We start from the raw sequence: 20,081 nt of genomic DNA, 5'->3' as shown, positions 1-20,081 counted from the left end.
TACAAGACGGATTGATATCCGCGCCCGTTCAGTCGCCAATCGACAACCAAACAAAATTTGATAGCTCCAACCTAGGTGGGAACAGCATGACGGACTGGGCTTTGATCGCGGGGGGCCGTTGCAAGCAACCCTGGCAGGTGGGAATTGCCGGCTTCGATACGAATGCCCAACAGGTGTTCCTGTTGTCCGAAGATGATTGGGGCAGCCTCAAGCAGCAGATGCCGCTTGAGCCCTTGGCGAGCTACGCACGAGGCAATGGTCTGTCCTTCGAGCGCCTCACCCATGCAGCGCTTGCCGGGTACGATGGGCTGTTGCTGATCGCTAGCGAGTATCGCGATCAGGTAGTGCTCAGTCCGGCTCCCGGACAGCGTCGTTATCTGGTCTTGCAGGAGTGCTCCGAGCGGGACGGCTTAGAAAACGAGGCAACCTTCGCCAAGCTGTTTCTGCCAATGTCGGTCCATCATTATGATGAGCGACTGATCTCCCTCAACCCTCATACCCTCACCGATCCTGCTTGCGCGGATTCTGCACAGTGGGCGATCGCCCGGGATGCCGACGAGCGTGACTACTCTCGGCTATACAGTCGCTCGGCGGATTTCTGGATTCATCGCGTGACATCAGCCGTCGCCGCCGATGCCGCGACAGTACGCGGTGACGAACCACTCCTCAGCGTCATCATCCCGACCTATAACTACGGGCGCTTTCTCGGGCAGTGCATTCAATCGGTGCTGGACCAGGGGGTGGATGACATCGAGATTCTGGTGTTGGACAACGCGTCCACCGACGATACCTCGCAGGTCATGAGTACATTTGCCGGTGATTCGCGTGTTCGCTACATGCGCAATCGTTATAACTATGGGCCAGGTTTCAACTGGCGCAATGGTATGTGGATAGCCAAGGGGCGCTACATTACTTTCTTATCGGCGGACGACTACTTCAACCCTGGTCATCTTTCGAGCCTCCTGCCAACCCTGGAGCGGCAGCCCCATGTCGCAGTGGGTTATACCAGTATCCGCTGGGTCGACGGGAGTGGGCAGCCCCTGAATCAGCCCCGTCATCCGGGGTACCGCAATGGCGACTATGTGGGTGGGCGTAACGAAGTCGCTGACCTGCTGATCCATGATTGTTACATGGCGCCTTCCGCCGTCATCTATCGCCGAAAAGCCTTCTGCAGCACCTGGCGACCGGAGAAGACCTACAGTGCCGGCGACTGGGAAATGGTCGTGCAGATGGCCGAGCGTTACCCCGACTTTGTTTACGTGGATGCCCCCGGGGTCAGCTATCGCTGGCATGGCGGGCAGGAGTCGACTCGTTTCTACGCCTCATCCGAACCTTTGGCTGCGCACCTTGCAATTGTTCAGGGCGTGTTCAATCGCAATGCGGAACGTTGCCTGAGGGGGCGCGAGCGTGAGGTGGCGGCGCACATCAGTCGCCGGCTTGCCCTATATCCAGAGGAACAGCATTCGGCGTTGGGTCAGCAAGCCCGCCAGCTCTGTGAGCGCCTGGAGGATTTGGCTCGTCTAGGGGAGGAGGCACTTTTCTCCATCATCCTGACCACTTACAACCGCCCCGGATTGCTCCGCCATGCCCTGGCCAGCCTGGGCGAACAGAGCCTGCGCGACTTCGAGGTGATTTTGGTCAACGACCATGGTGATCCGGTCGAGTCGCTGCTGGCGGAGTTCGATTTTCCTATCACTTACCTCTACCAAGGGCGCAACCAAGGGCTGTCGGCGGCGCGTAACGCGGGGCTCAGGCTGGCGCGGGGGCGCTACATCTGTTACCTGGACGATGACGATCTCTATCTGCCCGAGCACCTCGCGTGTCTGGCTGACGCGTTCGAGCGCCAGCCACAGAGCGTGGTCTACGCCGGGGTCGAGTACATCAGCGAGCGACTTGAGGGGGATACGCGCATTGAGCTTGGTCGCCAGGCACCTTTCTCCCACGAGATCTTCGACAGAGAGCGGTTGTTCGTCCAGAACTACATTCCGGTCAACACCTGGGCTCATCCGCGCAGCATGCTGGCAGAGGTCGGTGAGTTCGATACCAGCCTGACGGCGTTCGAGGACTGGGACATGCTGCTGCGCTTGGCGGCCCGCTATCCCTTCGTGCATCTGCCTGGCGTAACCGCCGAGGTGCATTTGCGGGACGCACCGAATACCGGGTCGGACCACATGCTTGGACGTGAGCAGAAGAACTTTGGCGCTCTGTATCAGGAAATGTACCGCCGCCATTCTGATCTTGGCAGCGATAGGGTACGTGCTGGCCGGGAGGAAATGCTGGGACGTTTCGGTTTAGGCGATGGTACTCGGCAGCCGCGCAAGGCTGGTTTGCAGGACTGGTTGCAAGCGCGAGAGCTAAACTCGACTCAGCAGCGGTTGGTGGACGAGCGCCTGCAGGAGCATGCGGGTGGTCCTTGCATCGGTGTAGTTGTGCTGGACCTGAAGGGCGACGATGAGGGTGTCGTACGGACGTTGGAATCCCTGCATCCGTCTCGCAATGGCTACGCCAATCTTTATCCGTTGCTTCTATCCGTCGGCCAATCGGCGAAGGACTGGCAAGGCCATAGGGTCAGCGTGACCTCCGACACCTGGGTGATCACCCTTAATCAGGTGTTACAGGAAGCAGAGTGCGATTGGCTGGTGCTGGTCAATCCCGGCGAGACATTCACAGTCAATGGTCTGCTGATGGCGAGCCTGGAGTTACTGACGGCTCCCGATTGTCGAGCGGTGTACTGCGATCAGGTATACCGCCAGGACAACGCAGGACTGGGTGTCGGTTTCCGTCCAGCATTCAATCTGGACTACCTGTTGAGCTTTCCCGCTGGTATGGCCCATCACTGGCTGTTCCGTCGAGATATTCTGCTTCAGGCTGGTGGGTTCGATGACACGCTGCCCCGTGCCATCGAGCTGGACATGATACTTCGGCTCATCAATGTTGGCGGCCTTGCCGGGCTAGGTCATATCGCTGAGCCGCTGCTGATTACCGATGCGCCGGTGCTCTCGGACGTTGAGGATGAGCGTCTGGCGATCCTGCGGCACCTGCAGTTGCGGGGCTATGAGTCGCCGCAGATAGACTCGATTCAACCGGGGCAGTATCGCATTCGTTATGAGCATTCCCGGCAGCCCCTGGTGTCGGTGTTGCTCCTGGCGGGCAGTCAGTTATCGCAGCTGCAGCGCTGCGTGGAAGGCTTGTTGGAAAGTACTCGCTATCCACATTACGAACTGCTGTTGATAGAGAGCGACCCATCGGCGAGTGAGGTTCGTGACTGGCTGACCGCGCTGGCTGGGTTGGGTGAGGCCCGCTTGAGGGCGGTTTGGCCGGATGAGTCGCAGTTGCGTGCAGCCGCAGCTCTGAATTTTGCGGCGGTCCAGGCCAAAGGCGATTTTCTGCTGATGTTGTCGCCGGAAACGGCGGTGATTGACGATCAGTGGCTGGACGAGTTGGTCAACCACGCTCTTCGGCCGGAAGTGGGGGTGGTCGGCGCCAAGCTAATTGCATCGGATGGCTCGATTCGTCATGCCGGCCTGGTTCTCGGACTGGATGGGCCGGTGGGCTTTCCGTTTGTGGGCGAGGGGCTGGACGCGCCCGGTTACATGCAGCGCCTGCGGGTGGATCAGGATTACAGTGCTGTCAGTCGCGAATGTCTGATGATCGGCCGTGAGCTCTACGCTGAGTTGGCTGGTTGTGCGGATGATCTGCCCGATCGTTACCTCGATACTGATCTTTGCCTACGAGCGCTCCAGGCCGGCTATCTCACTGTGTGGGCGGCCAATGCGAAGCTAATGCTGGACGCCAGCTCGATGCCAACTGCCAGTGCAGAGGAGCAGGATGCCGTGTATGCACGCTGGTTGCCCGTGCTGGCCAGGGACCCTGCGTACAACCCGAATTTTTCCCTGGTGCAGTCCGGTGGATTCAAACTTGCCGATCCCGGCCTGGCTTGGCGCCCGTTGGAGTCTTGGCGCCCGTTGCCCCGGGTCCTTGCGCATCCGGCTGATCTCTTCGGCTGTGGTCATTACCGGATTGTCCAGCCATTTAAGGCGCTAGAGGATGCCGGTCTGGTTGAGGGTGCCATGTCCACCAGTCTTCTGCCTCTGACCGAGCTGGAGCGCTTCCAGCCCGACGTCATTCTGTTACAGCGTCAGGTCGGTGCTGAGCGACTGGCAGCTATGCAGCGAATGAAGGCGTTTTCATCGGCGTTCAAAGTCTACGAGCTGGATGATTATCTACCCAACCTGCCGCTGAAAAATGCCCATCGTCAGCATATGCCCAAGGATATCCTGCGTTCGTTGCGTCAGGGCTTTGCGTGTGTTGATCGCTTGGTGGTCTCCACCGAGGCGTTAGCCGAAGCGTTTGTCGGCATGCATGAGCGGATCAGGATCGTCCACAACAGGTTGCCCAGCCACTGGTGGGGTAATTTGCAAAGCTGCCGTCGAACCTCTGCCCGGCCTCGAGTCGGCTGGGCCGGGGGAGCGGGTCACAGCGGCGATCTAGAGATGATCGTCGATGTCGTCAAGGAACTGGCCAGTGAGGTGGACTGGGTGTTTTTTGGAATGTGCCCAGAGGTAATTCGACCCTTCGTAAAAGAGTTTCACTCAGGCGTTGATATCACCCGTTATCCCCAGGCTCTTGCCGCGCTGAATTTGGACCTTGCCCTCGCGCCTGTTGAGCAGAATCTATTTAATGAGTGTAAGAGCAATCTACGCTTGCTGGAGTATGGCGCCTGTGGCATCCCGGTGATATGCAGTGATGTACGCTGCTATCAGGATGGGCTGCCCGTCATGCGGGTTAAGAACCGCTTCCGTGATTGGGTTGACGCCATACGCATGCACATAACCGACCTTGACGCCTGTGCCCAGGCGGGTGATGCATTGCGCAGTGCTGTGCACTGTGACTGGATGCTTGAAGGGCCGGGCCTACAAGCCTGGCGGACAGCCTGGCTTCCTGACTGAACAGGTTCCCGCATCAGGCCGCTTTCGAGCGGCCTGATGCGTTTTCAGATGTGGCTAAAGCTGGGGCTGATCGTGCCGATAGACCTGACGTGAATTAGGAGTGCGTTGGCGCTGTCAAGGCAGGAAGAAATTTTTTTTCACTTGGCCCTAAAGCTCCTGCCGCACAAGCCGATAAGCAATACGAATGCGAACTCAATGGCTGTCTGAGAACTGCAGAATCGGGTTTCGCAGCCTCAGACAAACAAGCTAGGTCCGATGGAGGACATACATCATGGCTCTTACAGTCAACACGAACATTGCTTCCCTCAACACTCAGCGTAACTTGAACAGCTCGTCCAAGGCGTTGGACACCTCCTTGCAGCGCCTGTCCACGGGTTCGCGTATCAACAGCGCCAAAGACGACGCTGCCGGCCTGCAGATTTCCAACCGTCTGAGCAGCCAGATCAACGGCCTCAACGTTGCAGTGAAGAACTCCAACGACGGCATCTCCATGGCGCAGACTGCTGAAGGTGCTTTGCAGCAGTCCACCAGCATTCTGCAGCGCATGCGTGACCTGGCCTTGCAATCGGCCAACGGTTCCAACAGTGACGAAGAGCGTAAGGCGCTCAACTCGGAAGTTACCGAGCTGAAGAAGGAACTGAACCGTATCTCCAATACCACCACTTTCGGTGGCAAGAAGTTGCTGGACGGTTCTTTCGAAACCACTACCTTCCAAGTGGGTAGCGCAGCAAACGAAACCATCAGCGTCAAGATTGACGAGATGAGCACCGACTCGTTGACCGGCAAGTACTATGAGGGCGATGTCGCGGCTGTCACGGGTACTGCCACGGCTTCTGGTACCGCGTCGGTATCGATGACCGTAGATGGCAAGACCGTAACCGTTGAAACCACCATTGCCAGCGGCACTACTGCTGTTCAGGCTGCTCGCCAGTTGGGCGCGGCAATCAACGATGCCAACCTGGGTGTAGGTGCTTTCGTCGACGACACTGGCGCGATGAAAATCATCTCGCAAGACAAGGATGGCAGCAACGAATTGACCGCTCTGACCATCACTGGTGCTCCTGCTGGCCTTACCACTGGTGCCTACACGGCTGCCACGGCGGTAACGACTGACAAGATTTCCGACATTGATGTCAGTAGCGTGCAGAACTCTCAGGAAGCGGTATTGGTGATCGATCAGGCGATCCAGTCAATCGATTCCCAGCGAGCAGACCTCGGTGCGGTGCAGAACCGTTTCGAGAACACCATCGGCAACTTGCAGAATATCGCGGAGAACGTGTCGGCAGCTCGCGGCCGTATCCAGGATACTGACTTCGCTGCCGAAACTGCTAACCTGAGCAAGAATCAGGTGCTGCAACAGGCCGGTACGGCTATCCTGGCCCAGGCCAACCAGTTGCCACAGGCCGTACTCAGCCTGCTGGGCTAAGTCGACAGGCGGCGCCAATGGGGGGAAAGGCATGACCTTTTCCCCCATTACCTCGTTGTGAGGAAAAAGAAATGAACATTGACTCAGTGCATGATTGGCTGAAGCCGGCAGCGGCACAAGGGCAGTCTGTCAAGACTCGTCCAAGTGAGCCTTCCGACTCTGTGGCCAAGGAATCGCTTTCGCCAGGCAAAGATTCTGTTGTAGAACCGGAGCGTGATGCTGCTGCAATTACCCGTGCAGAGGTAGAAGAGGCTGTCAGTAACATTCAGGAGTTCGTTCAGTCTGTTCGTCGTGACATCAACTTCTCGCTGGATGACGGTAATGGGCGAGTCGTGGTCAAGGTTACGGACGCCGGCTCGGGAGATGTTATCCGACAGATTCCGTCCGAAGAGGCGCTTCGCCTTGCAGAAAACCTAACGGAAGTACGCAGCTTGCTGTTCAATGCAGAGGCATGATGCGCTGGTATGGTTCTTGAATACTTGAGTGCATCGGCGCGTGATAAGCGTGCTACTGCCAATTTCATGACGAGGTAATCACTATGGCGACTATCGGTGGGCTCACCACAGGCCTGAATTCGGGACTGCCCATTGGTGATCTAGTCACTGCGATGGTTAATGCGGAGAAGGCACCCAAGGAAGCCCAGCTCGATCGCCTGGATAAAACCACGACGACCAGGCTTTCCGCCTTAGGGCAGCTGAATTCGGCGCTTAGTGAATTTCGTACTGCGCTTAAGGACCTCAACAACGCCAGCCTTTTCGAAAAGCGCTCGGCTACCTCCTCCAATACCTCTGCCTTGACCGCCACGGCGAGCAAGACGGCGAGTGCCGGTAGTTATCAGATTGAAGTCAAAGGTCTGGCCACCGCCAGTAAAGTCGCTACCGCGGCTCAGACCTCGACATTCAAAGTAGAGTCTGATCAGGTCTTGAATATCAAGCTGGGCGCTGATGATGCCGGCCTCGACGTAAAGATTGCCGCTGGATCTGACCTAAATAGCACGCGCGATCAGTTGAACGCCGCGCTCAAGGATAAGGGCATCACGGTAAGCGCCGTGACTGATCCTGCGACAGGTACCTCGCGCCTGGTCTTCGGCAGTAATACGACCGGCGTAGGCAAAGATATTATTGTCGCGGGAAAGGGTGGCTATGAGGCGCTTGATGTTGACGGCCGCGTTAGCTTGGCGGATGGAAATGGGGCGACTGACAATGAGAGTGCTGGTTACATCGTCAAGGCTGCCAATGCGGAGTTCACTGTCGATGGCCTCGCGCTAAGCAGTGCGACCAACAGCCCCGCCGATGCCATTTCAGGTGTGACTTTCCAATTGTTAGCGAAAACTGAGGCTGACAAGCCTCTGACGCTTACAGTGGGGCAGGACACGACGGCTGTTACTTCGAATGTAAAGAAGTTTGTTGACGCGTATAACAAGCTTATAAGCACCAGCAATTCGCTGACCAGCGTCGTCAAGGTGGGGGAGGACGGCACACCGCTTACTGGCGGTTTGGTGGGTGATGCAACCGTACGTACGCTGGTAAGTGGGGTGCGCAACGAGCTTGTGGCGCTATCTGGCGGTCAGGGCAACATTCGGGCATTGGCGGATTTGGGTATCACCACTCAGCAGAATGGTACCCTGAAGATCGACGATGACAAGCTCAATGATTCTCTGAAAAACAACTTTGATGACATGGCCTCATTCTTTACGGGTGACCAAGGGCTGATGAAGCGTCTCGACAATCGCGTCGGGTCCTACAACCAGGCTGGCGGGATTCTCGAACAGCGGATGGGTGCTTTGCGGAGTACGCAAAGTGACATCAAGCAGCAGCGTGATGATCTGACCCTGCGTGTTGATAAAATGCAAAAGCGCTTGGTCGCACAGTTTACTGCGATGGAGTCGCTGATCGGTCAATTGAACAGTACCAGTGGCCAGTTGAGTTCTGCCCTGAACAACCTGCCTGGTGTCGTGAGGAAAGACTCGTGAGTAACCCAATCGACACGTACCGGCAAATAAAGACACATCAGGATGTGACGCCTTATCGTGCGGTTCAGTTGTTGCTGGAGGGGGCACTGGCGCGTGTATCTTTGGCGAGGCGCGCCAAACTTGAGGGCAATCATGAGCAGCGCGGGATGGCAGTGGGCAGTACGCTCAGTATCATTGGCGTTCTGCAGGCCAGCTTGGACAAAGAGCTGGGAGGCGAAATAGCTCAGAACCTTGATTCGCTCTACGACTACATGACGCGACGTCTAGCCAGTGTCGCTGTGGACGATACGCCCCGTAACCTGGATGAAGTCGAGTCTTTGCTGGCTGTGCTGAAGGATGCCTGGGACGCTATCGAGCCTGATGAGACAACTGCTCCCACCTGATTTTTCTAAAGTTTCTTGAGTGCGCGTCGATATCTAAGGTATCAACCATATAGGCGCAGATGTCATGAATGCGATGGCGGCTCTCAAGCAGTATCAAACCGTAAACAATCATGCACAGGTCTTTGAAGCCAGCCCTCATCGACTGATCCAGATGTTGATGGAGGGTGGTCTGTCTCGTATCGCTCAGGCACGTGGTGCCATGGAGCGAGGCCAGACAGCGCTGAAAGGTGAATTGATCGGCAAGAGTATTGCCATCGTCGCGGGACTGCGCGAGAGTCTCGACCATCAGCAAGGTGGCGAGCTGGCCGCTAACCTCGATAGCCTGTACGAATACATGATCGCCCGTTTGACCGAGGCCAATGTGAGCAACGAGCCGGAGCTTCTCGAGGAAGTTTCAGGGCTGCTGCGTAAAGTCAAACAGGGTTGGGATGCCATCGCTCAGTAGTGAGTGGGCATCGGAGGAGAAGCAAATGAGTTCATCCGTCCAACGTTTGCAAGCGACCGGTTCGGCCCTGCGCGATGCTCTGGCCAAACAGGACTGGGCCGCGATTGGCGAGCTCGATCTACAGTGCCGCATGGTAGTCGATGCGGCTATGGTCGATAGTGATGACGAAGAAGAGCTGCGCAGTGGGCTGGAAAATCTGCTGTCACTGTATCGTGAGTTGGTGACCGTTTGTCAGACCGAGCAGCAGCGTCTGGCTGGCGAATTGGTGCAGCTCAATCACTCCCGCCAAGGGGCCAAGGTTTATCAGCTTTTCGGCTGATAACAGCGTGTTTACCGAGTTTAACCAGCAGGTTCGGCTCGGTTGTCCTCTCTCTCCATTTTCGTTTCTCCTGCTTTTTTATCGGCTGCCACTACCCGGCTCTGCAAACAGATGCTTAGCTAATTACGCCGGTGGGCAAAAAAGTTACGCCATAAAATTGACTGGCTTCAATTTTTTGACTTTACTAGTGGCTAATTGCCGGTGTGCGTCGAAGATCTGGCGCGCAATTTCCCTCACTTCTCGGGTCAGACAAGCACAAGATGTGGCGTGAAACCAAAATCCTGTTGATCGATGACAATGCTGCGCGCCGCCACGAGTTGGCGATCATTCTGAGTTTTCTTGGGGAAGAGCATCTGGCCTGTACCAGCCAGGATTGGCGTACTGCTGTGGCCGAGCTCGCTTCCAGTCGCGAAGTGCTCAGCGTCTTGCTGGGCGATGTCGAGACCAAGGGGGGCGCACTCGAGCTGACCAAGCAGATTGCTGGCTGGGATGAGTTTCTGCCGCTATTGACGGTTGGCGACTCCAACATCGTCGAGTGGCCGGAAGATTTGCGCAGACGTGTGCTGGCCACCCTGGAGACTCCGCTCAGCTATAACAAGCTGCTCGATTCGCTGCACCGTGCCCAGGTCTATCGCGAGATGTACGATCAGGCCCGCGATCGTGGTCGGCAGCGCGAGCCCAATCTGTTCCGCAGCCTGGTCGGTACCAGCCGCGCCATTCAGCAGGTGCGGCAGATGATGCAGCAGGTCGCCGACACTGAGGCTAGCGTGCTGATCCTTGGTGAGTCCGGGACCGGCAAGGAAGTGGTAGCGCGCAATCTGCACTACCACTCCAAGCGTCGCGAAGCACCGTTCGTGCCGGTCAACTGCGGCGCGATTCCGGCCGAGTTGTTGGAAAGTGAGCTGTTCGGTCATGAGAAGGGCGCCTTCACCGGGGCTATCACCAGTCGAGCAGGGCGCTTCGAACTGGCCAACGGCGGCACGCTGTTTCTCGACGAGATCGGTGATATGCCGCTGCCGATGCAGGTCAAGTTGCTGCGCGTGCTGCAGGAGCGAACCTTCGAGCGTGTCGGCAGCAACAAGACGCAGACCGCCGATGTGCGCATCATCGCCGCCACGCACAAGAACCTGGAGAGGATGATCGAGGACGGCAGTTTCCGTGAGGACCTGTATTACCGCCTCAATGTCTTCCCCATCGAGATGGCGCCACTGCGCGAGCGTATCGAAGATATCCCGCTGCTGATGAACGAGCTGATTTCGCGCATGGAGCACGAGAAGCGTGGCTCCATTCGCTTCAATTCGGCCGCCATCATGTCGCTGTGTCGCCATGACTGGGCAGGCAACGTGCGCGAGCTGGCCAACCTGGTAGAGCGCATGGCGATCATGCATCCCTATGGGGTGATCGGGGTGGGCGAGTTGCCGAAGAAGTTCCGTCATGTCGATGACGAGGATGAGCAGCTTGCAGCCAGCTTGCGCGATGAAATGGAAGAGCGCGCTGCAATCATGGCCGGTCTGCCGGGCCTCGATACGCCAGCCATGCTGCCGCCGGAGGGGCTGGACCTGAAAGACTATCTCGGCAATCTGGAGCAAGGGTTGATTCAGCAAGCGCTGGATGATGCCGGTGGCGTGGTGGCGCGTGCGGCCGAGCGCCTGCGTATTCGTCGTACCACCCTGGTCGAGAAGATGCGCAAGTACGGCATGAGCCGTCGCGAAGAAGATGGTCAGGACGAGGATTGACGTGGCTGGGAGCGGCCGCGCAGCTCTACAAGTCATGATCCCGTAGAGCTGGTGCGCATGGCGCACCCTACTGGAAATTGGTCACCCGAAAGCCGGAGCTTTGACGCGAGCTCCGGCTTTGTTTTTTCAAGTGATTGATAAATAAGAATAAAAAAGTAGGCACGGGGATTGCTATGGCTCTTGTATCCGACCGTCTTCTGACGGTGCGTCGTACGAGAGAAGCAGATGGAAGCCAACCGTCGTCCTACCGAGTCAGCCGAGCCAGGCGCATCTGCGCCGCTCGAACACGCCAGCCGCGCAGGACTGGAGCAGGCCTTTGCCCTGTTCAATCAGATGTCCAATCAGCTCAGCGAGTCCTACAGCCTGCTCGAGGCGCGGGTCAATGAGTTGAAGGGGCAACTGGCACTGGTCAGTGCTCAGCGTATGCAGGAACTGGCGGAGAAGGAGCGCCTGGCCCATCGCCTGCAAAGCCTGCTGGATCTGCTGCCCGGCGGTGTGATTGTCATCGACGGTCAGGGCGTCGTGCGTGAGGCCAACCCCGTCGCGCGTGCACTGCTCGGACAGCCACTGGTGGGTATGCTCTGGCGCCAGGTGATCGCTCGCAACTTTGCGCCGCGCGAAGACGATGGTCATGAAATCTCCATGCGTGACGGCCGCCGTCTTTCCATCGCCACACGTTCTCTGCACGGGGAGCCGGGGCAGCTGGTGCTGCTGACCGACCTGACAGAAACCCGTCGCCTGCAGGATCAGCTTTCTCGCCATGAGCGTCTATCGGCGCTGGGGCGCATGGTCGCCTCTCTCGCGCATCAGATCCGTACGCCACTCTCCGCTGCGCTGCTATACGCAAGCCACCTGAACGAGCAGGTGCTGCCGGCCGAACAGCAGCAGCGCTTCGCCGGGCGCTTGAAGGAGCGGCTGCACGAGTTGGAAAATCAGGTGCGCGACATGCTGATCTTCGCCCGGGGCGAGCTGCCGTTGCCGGATCGCCTGTCGCCGCCTGTCTTGTTCGATGCGCTGCGTGCGGCTGCCGATGCACATGTGGGCGATATGGCCGTGCGCTGGCAGTGCGATGTGCGCGACGGCGAGCTGATGTGCAATCGCGACACGCTGGTCGGCACCGTACTCAATCTGATCGACAACGCCATTCAGGCTGCCGGGCGTGATGCGCGTCTGAAGATTCATCTATATCGCCGCGACAGCCAACTGCGCCTGTGCGTCAGCGATAACGGGCCAGGCATGAGCCGGGAAACCCTGGCGCGCCTGGGCGAACCCTTCTTCACCACCAAGACCACTGGCACCGGCCTCGGGCTGGCGGTGGTCAAGGCGGTGGCACGTGCTCATCAGGGCCAGCTGCTGCTGCAATCGCGTGCGGGTCGTGGTACCTGCGCCATCGTTTCCTTGCCGCTGCAAGGTGCAGCGCCTCACTCGAATCAGGAGTAATCCATGGCTACCAAAGTCCTGCTGGTTGAAGACGATCGCGCGCTGCGCGAAGCCCTGGCCGATACCCTGTGCCTGGGCGGGCATGATTATCGGGCGGTCGATTGTGCCGAGGCGGCGTTGGTCGCGTTGACCGAAGAGCCGTTCGGGCTGGTGGTCAGTGACGTCAACATGCCGGGTATGGATGGTCATCAGTTGCTGGCGCAGATTCGTAGTCGTTATCCGCAACTGCCGGTATTGCTGATGACGGCCTTCGGCGCGGTGGAGCGGGCGGTGGATGCCATTCGCCAGGGCGCCGCTGACTATCTCGTCAAACCGTTCGAGCCGCGTACGTTGCTGGAGCTGGTGGCCAGGCATGCACTCGGAAAATTGACGGCGGGAGATCGTGATGGTCCGGTAGCGCTCGAGCCGGCCAGCGTGCAGCTGCTGGAGCTAGCGTCCCGTGTGGCGCAGAGTGATTCGACGGTGATGATCACCGGTGAGTCGGGCACCGGCAAGGAAGTGCTGGCGCGCTATATCCATCAGCAGTCGCCGCGTGCATCCGGGCCTTTCATCGCCATCAACTGTGCGGCGATTCCCGACAATATGCTTGAGGCCACCTTGTTCGGGCATGAGAAGGGCGCATTCACCGGTGCGGTCACTGCTCAGCCGGGCAAGTTCGAGCTGGCTGACGGCGGCACCATTTTGCTCGACGAAATTTCCGAAATGCCGCTGGGGCTACAGGCCAAGTTGCTGCGTGTGCTTCAGGAGCGTGAGGTAGAGCGGGTCGGGGCGCGCAAGCCGATCGACCTGGATATTCGTGTGCTGGCCACCAGCAACCGTGACTTGGCCAGTGAGGTGGCAGCGGGGCGCTTCCGTGAGGATCTCTATTATCGTCTGTCGGTCTTTCCCCTGGCCTGGCGACCGCTGCGTGAGCGGCCTGCCGATATTCTGCCGCTGGCCGAACGACTGCTGACCAAGCACGTCAAAAAAATGAATCAGCCTCACGTGAGGCTGTCCGAGTCGGCTGCGCGAAGCCTGGTGCAGCATCAGTGGCCGGGCAATGTGCGCGAGTTGGACAACGCCATTCAGCGCGCATTGATCCTGCAGCAGGGTGGTGTAATTCAGGCGCAGGATCTGTGCCTGCATGCACCCGTCGGCCAATCGGTGCAGGGGACGGCTCCGCGCCTGGCAGTGGTGCCGGCCGTTGCGCCGCCAATGGCGCAACCGGTTGAGTCGCCGAGTGCGGTCGATGCCGGCGCGTTGGGCGAGGATCTTCGCCGTCGTGAGTTCCAGGTCATCATTGATACCCTGCGTGCCGAGCGTGGTCGTCGCAAGGAAGCTGCCGAGCGCCTGGGTATCAGCCCGCGTACGCTGCGCTACAAGCTGGCGCAGATGCGTGATGCCGGCATGGATGTCGAGGCGTATCTGTACGCCAGCTAGTTGTGCTGTGCTGTGCTGTGCTGAGCGGGGGGGAGTGGGTACGGCTGATATGGTGGCCTGGGTCCCCGCCTTCGCGGGGATGACGGTGATAGAAAAACCGAGGTCATCCCCGCGCAGGCGGGGATCCAGCTGCGGTGCTCAGGTTGTCCTGGCTTGTATGAGTGATTATTTTTTGTTCGGGTTTGAATTGATCGCTGAATAGGCCTCCATACTTATGGAGGGCGCAATCTGCAAAGGACTGCAGCATGAAACAGCCAGCCGTTTACATCATGGCCAGCCGGCGCAATGGCACGCTCTATACCGGGGTTACGGCGGATCTGCTGCAGCGTGTCTGGCAGCATAGAGAGGGAGTGCTTGAGGGCTTTACACGCCGCTATGGCGTGAAGTTGCTGGTGTGGTACGAGCAGCATGAAAGCATGAGTGGCGCGATAGCCAGGGAAAAGGCGATCAAGAAATGGAATCGTGTCTGGAAGTTGCGTCTGATCGAAGAGCAAAATCCGCAGTGGCAGGATCTCTGGTCGGAGATTGTTGGTGATTCGGCTCCTGCCGCTGGGTCCCCGCCTTCGCGGGGATGACGGTAGTTAGCCTAATTTATCTGCGTGTCCTCGGTCTGATTCCCATAAGCCGCCTGTAGCTGCTTTGTTGGCACCCTTGTTGCAAATACCCCTGCATAGCGCCGCTAGTGTCAAAAAGCGGGCAGTGGAGGAAGTCATGAGCCAAGGTGTCGAATTCAATCGCTTGATGCTGGAAATGCGTTCCATGCAGGCTGAGGCCATGGCGCGTCAGAAACCTGCTGCGAGCGAGCCAGTGCAAGGGGCGCCGAGTTTCTCGGAAATGCTCGGCCAGGCGGTGAACAAGGTCAACGAGACCCAGCAGGCTTCCAATAAACTGGCGACCGCTTTCGAGATGGGGCAGAGCGGGGTCGACCTGACCGACGTGATGATCGCCTCGCAGAAAGCCAGCGTATCCTTCCAGGCCATGACCCAGGTGCGTAACAAGCTGGTCCAGGCGTATCAAGACATCATGCAGATGCCGGTCTGAGGATTGATTCATGGCTGAAGCAGCAGTAGCAAACGTACCGGCCAAGGCCGAGCCGGGTGAGCCCAAGAAGCCCCTGCTGGGCCTCAGCTTCCTGGAAAACCTCGCGGAGATGTCGGTGCTGCGTCAGCTCGGCCTGTTGGTCGGTCTGGCTGCCAGCGTGGCGATCGGTTTTGCCGTGGTGCTCTGGTCGCAGCAACCGGACTATCGTCCGCTGTACGGCAGCCTCAATGGTATGGATGCTTCCCAGGTGGTCGATACCCTGACCACTTCCGGCATCGATTACACCATCGAACCCAACTCCGGCGCGCTGCTGGTCAAGGCTGACGATCTGGCGCGTGCGCGCATGCGCCTCGCTGCCGCTGGCGTGGCGCCGACCGACAACAGCGTCGGTTTCGAAATCCTTGACCGTGAGCAGGGCCTGGGGACCAGCCAGTTCATGGAAGCGACCCGGTATCGCCGTGGCCTCGAAGGCGAGCTGGCGCGTACGGTTTCCAGCCTCAACAACGTCAAGGCGGCGCGTGTGCATCTGGCCATGCCCAAGGCGTCCGTTTTCGTCCGTGATGAGCGCAAACCGTCTGCCTCTGTGTTGGTCGAGCTGTACCCGGGACGTGGGCTGGAGCCCAGCCAGGTCATGGCGATCGTCAACCTGGTGGCGACCAGCGTGCCTGAGCTGGACAAGGGCCAGGTCACGGTGGTCGACCAGAAGGGCAATCTGCTCTCCGATCAGCAGGAATTGTCCGAGCTGAGCATGGCTGGCAAGCAGTTCGACTACACCCGCCGCATGGAAACGTTGTTCACCCAACGCGTGCACAACATTCTGCAGCCAGTGCTGGGCACCGGTCGCTACAAGGCGGAAGTATCGGCTGACGTGGATTTCAGCTCGGTTGAATCCACCTCCGAAATGTTCAATCCGGATCAACCCGCGCTGCGTAGTGAGCAGCAGGTCAATGAACAGCGCCAGAGCAGCCTGCCGCCGCAGGGCGTGCCGGGTGCTTTGTCCAATCAGCCACCGGGTCCGGCTGCCGCTCCGGAGCAGGCTGCTGGTGCGGCTGCACCAGCAGGCCCGGTCGCCGCGGGTCAGCCGCTGGTCGACGCCAATGGCCAGCAGATCATGGACCCGGTAACCGGCCAGCCGATGCTGGCACCTTACCCGGCAGACAAGCGCGAGCAGTCCACCCGCAACTTCGAATTGGACCGGTCGATCAGCTACACCCGTCAGCAGCAGGGGCGTCTGCGTCGGCTCTCGGTGGCGGTGGTGGTGGATGACCAGGTACGTGTCGATCCGGCCACTGGCGAGAGCAGCCGAGTGCCGTGGACGACCGATGACCTCGCGCGCTTTACCCGTCTGGTCCAGGATTCGGTGGGCTTCGATGCCAGCCGCGGCGACAGCGTCAGTGTGATCAACACTGCCTTCACGGCCTCGCTGGGCGAGGAAATCCCCGATATTCCGTTCTACACCCAGCCCTGGTTCTGGGACATCGTCAAGCAGGTGCTCGGCGTGCTGTTCATCCTGGTGTTGGTATTCGGTGTGCTGCGCCCGGTGCTCAACAACATCACCGGCGGCGGCAGGGGCAAGGAGCTGGCAGGTTCCGGCGATGTGGAACTTGGCGCAATGGGAGGTCTGGACGGCGAGCTGTCCGACGACCGCGTCAGCCTCGGTGGGCCGCAGAGCATCATGTTGCCGAGCCCCAGCGAGGGGTATGATGCACAACTGAACGCTATCAAGAGTCTGGTAGCGGAAGATCCTGGCCGCGTCGCCCAGGTCGTGAAAGAGTGGATCAACGCCGATGAGTGAGAATCGTACCGCTACCAAGCTGAACAAGGTCGACAAGGCTGCGATTCTGCTGCTTTCGCTGGGTGAGACCGATGCCGCACAGGTGTTGCGTCACCTCGGGCCGAAGGAAGTGCAGCGCGTCGGTGTGGCCATGGCCGGCATGCGCAATATCCATCGCGAGCAGGTCGAGCAGGTAATGGCCGAGTTCGTCGATATCGTTGGCGACCAGACCAGCCTCGGTGTGGGTTCCGATGCCTATATCCGCAAGATGCTCACTTCTGCGTTGGGTGAGGACAAGGCCGGTAATCTGATTGACCGCATCCTGCTCGGCGGCAGTACCAGCGGCCTGGACAGCCTGAAGTGGATGGAGCCGCGCGCCGTCGCCGACGTGATCCGCTACGAGCACCCGCAGATCCAGGCCATCGTCGTCGCCTATCTCGATCCGGATCAGGCTGGCGAAGTGCTCAGCCATTTCGACCACAAGGTGCGCCTGGACATCATCCTGCGCGTGTCCTCGCTCAATACCGTGCAGCCGTCGGCGCTCAAGGAGCTCAACCAGATCCTCGAGAAGCAGTTCTCCGGCAGCGCCAACACCACGCGCGCCACCATGGGTGGCGTCAAGCGTGCGGCGGACATCATGAACTTCCTCGACAGCTCGGTGGAAGGTCAGCTGATGGACTCCATCCGCGAAGTGGACGAAGACCTGTCGACGCAGATCGAAGACCTCATGTTCGTCTTCGACAACCTGGCCGATGTCGACGACCGTGGCATCCAGGCACTGATGCGCGAAGTCTCGTCCGAGGTGCTGGTACTGGCACTCAAGGGCGCCGACGAGGCAATCAAGGACAAGGTCTTCAAGAACATGTCCAAACGCGCAGCCGAGTTGCTGCGCGACGACCTGGAGGCCAAGGGGCCGGTGCGTGTCAGCGACGTCGAAGGGGCGCAGAAAGAAATTCTCACCATCGCCCGGCGCATGGCCGAAGCCGGAGAGATCGTGCTCGGCGGCAAGGGTGGCGAGGAGATGGTTTAAGCCATGGCTGCCAAGGAGCCCGAGAGCGAGCTGATTCGCGCCAAGGATCTCGGCGCGTTCGACCGCTGGGCGTTGCCCAGCTTCGATGCGCCGGGTGAAGAACCGGCAGCAGCCGAAGCTGTTGCTGATGAACAGGCGCAGCCTCCGGCCGAGGTCGAGGAGCAGGATGCAGCGCAGATCGAAGAGGTCGCGCTCGAAGATGTCAAACCGCTGACGCTCGATGAGCTCGAAGCCATCCGCCAGGATGCCTACAACGAAGGCTTCGCCACGGGCGAGAAGGACGGCTTCCATGCCGGCCAGATCAAGGCCAAGCAGGAGGCTGACGCGGCCTTGGCGCTGAAGGTCGGCAGCCTGGAAACGCTCATGATGCAGTTGCTCGATCCGATTGCCGAGCAGGACCAGCAGATGGAAGTGGCCATGGTGCGTCTGGTCAGCCATATGGTGCGCGAGGTGATTCAGCGTGAACTGAGCACCGACTCCAGTCAGATTCGCCAGGTGCTGCGCGAAGCGCTCAAGCTGCTGCCGATGGGGGCGGGCAACGTACGCATTCAGGTCAACCCCCAGGACTTCGAGGTGATCAAGGCGCTGCGCGAGCGTCATGAGGAAAGCTGGCGCATCCTCGAGGATGACAGTCTGCTGCCTGGCGGTTGCCGTATCGAGTCGGAGCATAGCCAGATCGACGCCAGCGTCGAGACGCGCATGGCGCAGGCACTCAAGCAACTGTTCGAGCAGCAGCGCGCGCAGAGCACCCAGCCGCCGGAAGCGGACATCAATCTGGACCTGGACCTGGATCGCGACGATGCGCGTTGACCGCGTGAGTTTCGCCCGGCGTCTGGAGGGCTACAGTGATGCGATCAGCCTGCCCAGCCAACCCATACTCGAAGGCCGCCTACTGCGCATGGTCGGTCTTACCCTGGAGGCCGAAGGGCTGCGCGCAGCCATAGGCAGCCGCTGCCTGGTCATCAACGAAGACAGCTACCATCCGGTTCAGGTCGAGGCCGAAGTGATGGGGTTCTCCGGGGGCAAGATCTATCTGATGCCGGCGGGCAGTCTGGCGGGTATTGCGCCGGGTGCGCGCGTTGTGCCATTGCCCGATGCCGGGCGCTTGCCCATGGGCATGTCCATGCTTGGCCGAGTGCTCGATGGCACTGGCCGCGCCCTGGATGGCAAAGGCGGGATGAAGGCCGAGGACTGGGTGCCGATGGATGGCCCTGCCATCAACCCGCTCAATCGCGACCCCATCAGCCAACCATTGGATGTCGGCATTCGTTCGATCAACGGCTTGCTCACTGTCGGACGCGGTCAGCGTCTGGGCTTGTTCGCCGGTACCGGCGTGGGCAAGTCGGTGCTGCTGGGCATGATGACGCGTTTTACCGAGGCCGAGATCATCGTGGTCGGGTTGATCGGTGAGCGCGGGCGCGAGGTCAAGGAGTTCATCGACGAGATTCTTGGCGAAGAAGGTCTCAAGCGCTCCGTGGTTGTGGCTTCTCCGGCCGATGAAGCGCCGCTGATGCGTTTACGTGCGGCGCAGTACTGCACGCGCATCGCCGAGTACTTTCGTGACAAGGGCAAGAACGTTCTGCTGCTGATGGATTCACTGACGCGCTATGCCCAGGCCCAGCGTGAAATCGCTCTGGCTATCGGTGAGCCGCCAGCGACCAAGGGCTACCCGCCATCGGTGTTCGCCAAGTTGCCCAAGTTGGTCGAACGCGCCGGCAATGCCGAAGCCGGCGGCGGTTCGATCACCGCGTTCTACACCGTGCTGAGTGAAGGCGATGACCAGCAAGACCCTATCGCCGATGCGGCACGTGGTGTGCTCGACGGGCACTTTGTCCTGTCACGCCGTCTGGCCGAGGAAGGGCACTATCCCGCGATCGATATCGAATCCTCGATCAGCCGGGTCATGCCGCAAGTGGTACCGCCCGAGCAGCTCAAGCAGGCGCAGCGATTCAAACAGTTGTGGTCACGCTATCAACAGAGCCGCGATCTGATCAGTGTGGGGGCCTATGTTCCCGGTGGCGATGCGGACACCGACCTGGCCATCGCCCGCCAGCCGGTCATGGCTCAATACCTGCGTCAGGGGCTGGACGAAAGTGTGGGCATGCCACAGAGTCGTGAGCAGTTGGCGGCCTTGCTGGGGCAATGAT

16 protein-coding genes are annotated in these 20,081 nt (G+C 59.5%); all 16 read left to right on the top strand.

The genetic code is table 11. The features are described 5' to 3' along the window. The first annotated feature begins 86 nt into the window (after positions 1-86). The 16 genes from INS93_RS11015 to fliI all read left to right on the top strand — a co-directional run bounded on the left by INS93_RS11015 (position 87) and on the right by fliI (position 20,080). Positions 87-4,949 (top strand): glycosyltransferase, encoded by a 4,863-nt coding sequence (locus INS93_RS11015; RefSeq protein ID WP_226945461.1) that lies wholly within the window; start codon positions 87-89, stop codon positions 4,947-4,949. 271 nt (positions 4,950-5,220) lie between these two features. Next, on the top strand, positions 5,221-6,375 hold the full coding sequence (locus tag INS93_RS11010; RefSeq protein ID WP_160017607.1) for a flagellin: 1,155 nt from the start codon (positions 5,221-5,223) through the stop codon (positions 6,373-6,375). Between the two features lie 71 nt (positions 6,376-6,446). Next, positions 6,447-6,830, top strand: a complete 384-nt coding sequence (locus INS93_RS11005) for a flagellar protein FlaG (RefSeq protein WP_192981789.1) — start codon at positions 6,447-6,449, stop codon at positions 6,828-6,830. 83 nt (positions 6,831-6,913) lie between these two features. Then, positions 6,914-8,347 (top strand): flagellar filament capping protein FliD, encoded by a 1,434-nt coding sequence (gene fliD / locus INS93_RS11000; RefSeq protein WP_160017609.1) that lies wholly within the window; start codon positions 6,914-6,916, stop codon positions 8,345-8,347. After that, complete coding sequence (gene fliS, locus INS93_RS10995) at positions 8,344-8,730, top strand: flagellar export chaperone FliS (RefSeq protein WP_160017610.1); 387 nt, start codon at positions 8,344-8,346, stop codon at positions 8,728-8,730. Before fliD ends, fliS (INS93_RS10995) begins: the two co-directional genes overlap by 4 nt. A gap of 64 nt (positions 8,731-8,794) precedes the next feature. After that, positions 8,795-9,175 carry a flagellar export chaperone FliS gene (fliS, locus tag INS93_RS10990; RefSeq protein WP_160017611.1) on the top strand — a complete coding sequence of 127 codons (381 nt, stop codon included), beginning with the start codon at positions 8,795-8,797 and terminating at the stop codon, positions 9,173-9,175. A gap of 25 nt (positions 9,176-9,200) precedes the next feature. Next, positions 9,201-9,494, top strand: coding sequence for a flagellar protein FliT (gene fliT, locus INS93_RS10985; protein ID WP_160017612.1), 294 nt, complete (start codon positions 9,201-9,203; stop codon positions 9,492-9,494). 260 nt (positions 9,495-9,754) lie between these two features. Next, positions 9,755-11,230, top strand: a complete 1,476-nt coding sequence (locus INS93_RS10980) for a sigma-54 dependent transcriptional regulator (RefSeq protein ID WP_160017613.1) — start codon at positions 9,755-9,757, stop codon at positions 11,228-11,230. A gap of 225 nt (positions 11,231-11,455) precedes the next feature. Then, positions 11,456-12,670, top strand: a complete 1,215-nt coding sequence (locus INS93_RS10975; protein ID WP_160017614.1) for a sensor histidine kinase — start codon at positions 11,456-11,458, stop codon at positions 12,668-12,670. A 3-nt stretch (positions 12,671-12,673) separates the two neighbouring features. Then, positions 12,674-14,089 (top strand): sigma-54-dependent response regulator transcription factor FleR, encoded by a 1,416-nt coding sequence (fleR, locus tag INS93_RS10970; RefSeq protein WP_192981788.1) that lies wholly within the window; start codon positions 12,674-12,676, stop codon positions 14,087-14,089. Between the two features lie 245 nt (positions 14,090-14,334). Then, a complete protein-coding gene (locus INS93_RS10965) occupies positions 14,335-14,664 on the top strand; it encodes a GIY-YIG nuclease family protein (protein ID WP_160017616.1) in 330 nt (109 codons plus the stop codon). A gap of 136 nt (positions 14,665-14,800) precedes the next feature. After that, positions 14,801-15,130 (top strand): flagellar hook-basal body complex protein FliE, encoded by a 330-nt coding sequence (gene fliE / locus INS93_RS10960; protein ID WP_013714978.1) that lies wholly within the window; start codon positions 14,801-14,803, stop codon positions 15,128-15,130. Between the two features lie 10 nt (positions 15,131-15,140). Next, a complete protein-coding gene (fliF, locus tag INS93_RS10955; RefSeq protein WP_160017618.1) occupies positions 15,141-16,925 on the top strand; it encodes a flagellar basal-body MS-ring/collar protein FliF in 1,785 nt (594 codons plus the stop codon). Beyond that, entirely contained in the window at positions 16,918-17,934 is a 1,017-nt protein-coding gene (gene fliG, locus INS93_RS10950) for a flagellar motor switch protein FliG (RefSeq protein ID WP_160017619.1), read from the top strand. The genes fliF and fliG overlap by 8 nt, the downstream gene beginning before the upstream one ends. Before the next feature lie 3 nt (positions 17,935-17,937). Next, the gene (fliH, locus tag INS93_RS10945) at positions 17,938-18,744 is read left to right on the top strand and encodes a flagellar assembly protein FliH (RefSeq protein ID WP_160017620.1); all 807 of its coding nucleotides are present in this window, start codon (positions 17,938-17,940) and stop codon (positions 18,742-18,744) included. Beyond that, complete coding sequence (gene fliI, locus INS93_RS10940; RefSeq protein ID WP_160017621.1) at positions 18,734-20,080, top strand: flagellar protein export ATPase FliI; 1,347 nt, start codon at positions 18,734-18,736, stop codon at positions 20,078-20,080. Before fliH ends, fliI begins: the two co-directional genes overlap by 11 nt. Position 20,081 lies beyond the last annotated feature (1 nt).

Source organism: Pseudomonas sp. EggHat1 (genome assembly GCF_014892995.1).
Taxonomy (GTDB): domain Bacteria; phylum Pseudomonadota; class Gammaproteobacteria; order Pseudomonadales; family Pseudomonadaceae; genus Aquipseudomonas; species Aquipseudomonas chaetocerotis.
This window is presented reverse-complemented; position numbering and strand designations above follow the sequence as displayed.

Coding starts and splice junctions, on each gene's coding strand:
- fliG (WP_160017619.1), top strand. CDS start 16,918: ATGAGTGAGAATCGTACCGCTACCAAGCTGAACAAGGTCGACAAGGCT.
- INS93_RS11010 (WP_160017607.1), top strand. CDS start 5,221: ATGGCTCTTACAGTCAACACGAACATTGCTTCCCTCAACACTCAGCGT.
- INS93_RS11005 (WP_192981789.1), top strand. CDS start 6,447: ATGAACATTGACTCAGTGCATGATTGGCTGAAGCCGGCAGCGGCACAA.
- fliF (WP_160017618.1), top strand. CDS start 15,141: ATGGCTGAAGCAGCAGTAGCAAACGTACCGGCCAAGGCCGAGCCGGGT.
- fliI (WP_160017621.1), top strand. CDS start 18,734: ATGCGCGTTGACCGCGTGAGTTTCGCCCGGCGTCTGGAGGGCTACAGT.
- fliS (WP_160017611.1), top strand. CDS start 8,795: ATGAATGCGATGGCGGCTCTCAAGCAGTATCAAACCGTAAACAATCAT.
- fliH (WP_160017620.1), top strand. CDS start 17,938: ATGGCTGCCAAGGAGCCCGAGAGCGAGCTGATTCGCGCCAAGGATCTC.
- INS93_RS11015 (WP_226945461.1), top strand. CDS start 87: ATGACGGACTGGGCTTTGATCGCGGGGGGCCGTTGCAAGCAACCCTGG.
- fliD (WP_160017609.1), top strand. CDS start 6,914: ATGGCGACTATCGGTGGGCTCACCACAGGCCTGAATTCGGGACTGCCC.
- INS93_RS10975 (WP_160017614.1), top strand. CDS start 11,456: ATGGAAGCCAACCGTCGTCCTACCGAGTCAGCCGAGCCAGGCGCATCT.
- fleR (WP_192981788.1), top strand. CDS start 12,674: ATGGCTACCAAAGTCCTGCTGGTTGAAGACGATCGCGCGCTGCGCGAA.
- fliE (WP_013714978.1), top strand. CDS start 14,801: ATGAGCCAAGGTGTCGAATTCAATCGCTTGATGCTGGAAATGCGTTCC.
- INS93_RS10965 (WP_160017616.1), top strand. CDS start 14,335: ATGAAACAGCCAGCCGTTTACATCATGGCCAGCCGGCGCAATGGCACG.
- INS93_RS10980 (WP_160017613.1), top strand. CDS start 9,755: ATGTGGCGTGAAACCAAAATCCTGTTGATCGATGACAATGCTGCGCGC.
- fliT (WP_160017612.1), top strand. CDS start 9,201: ATGAGTTCATCCGTCCAACGTTTGCAAGCGACCGGTTCGGCCCTGCGC.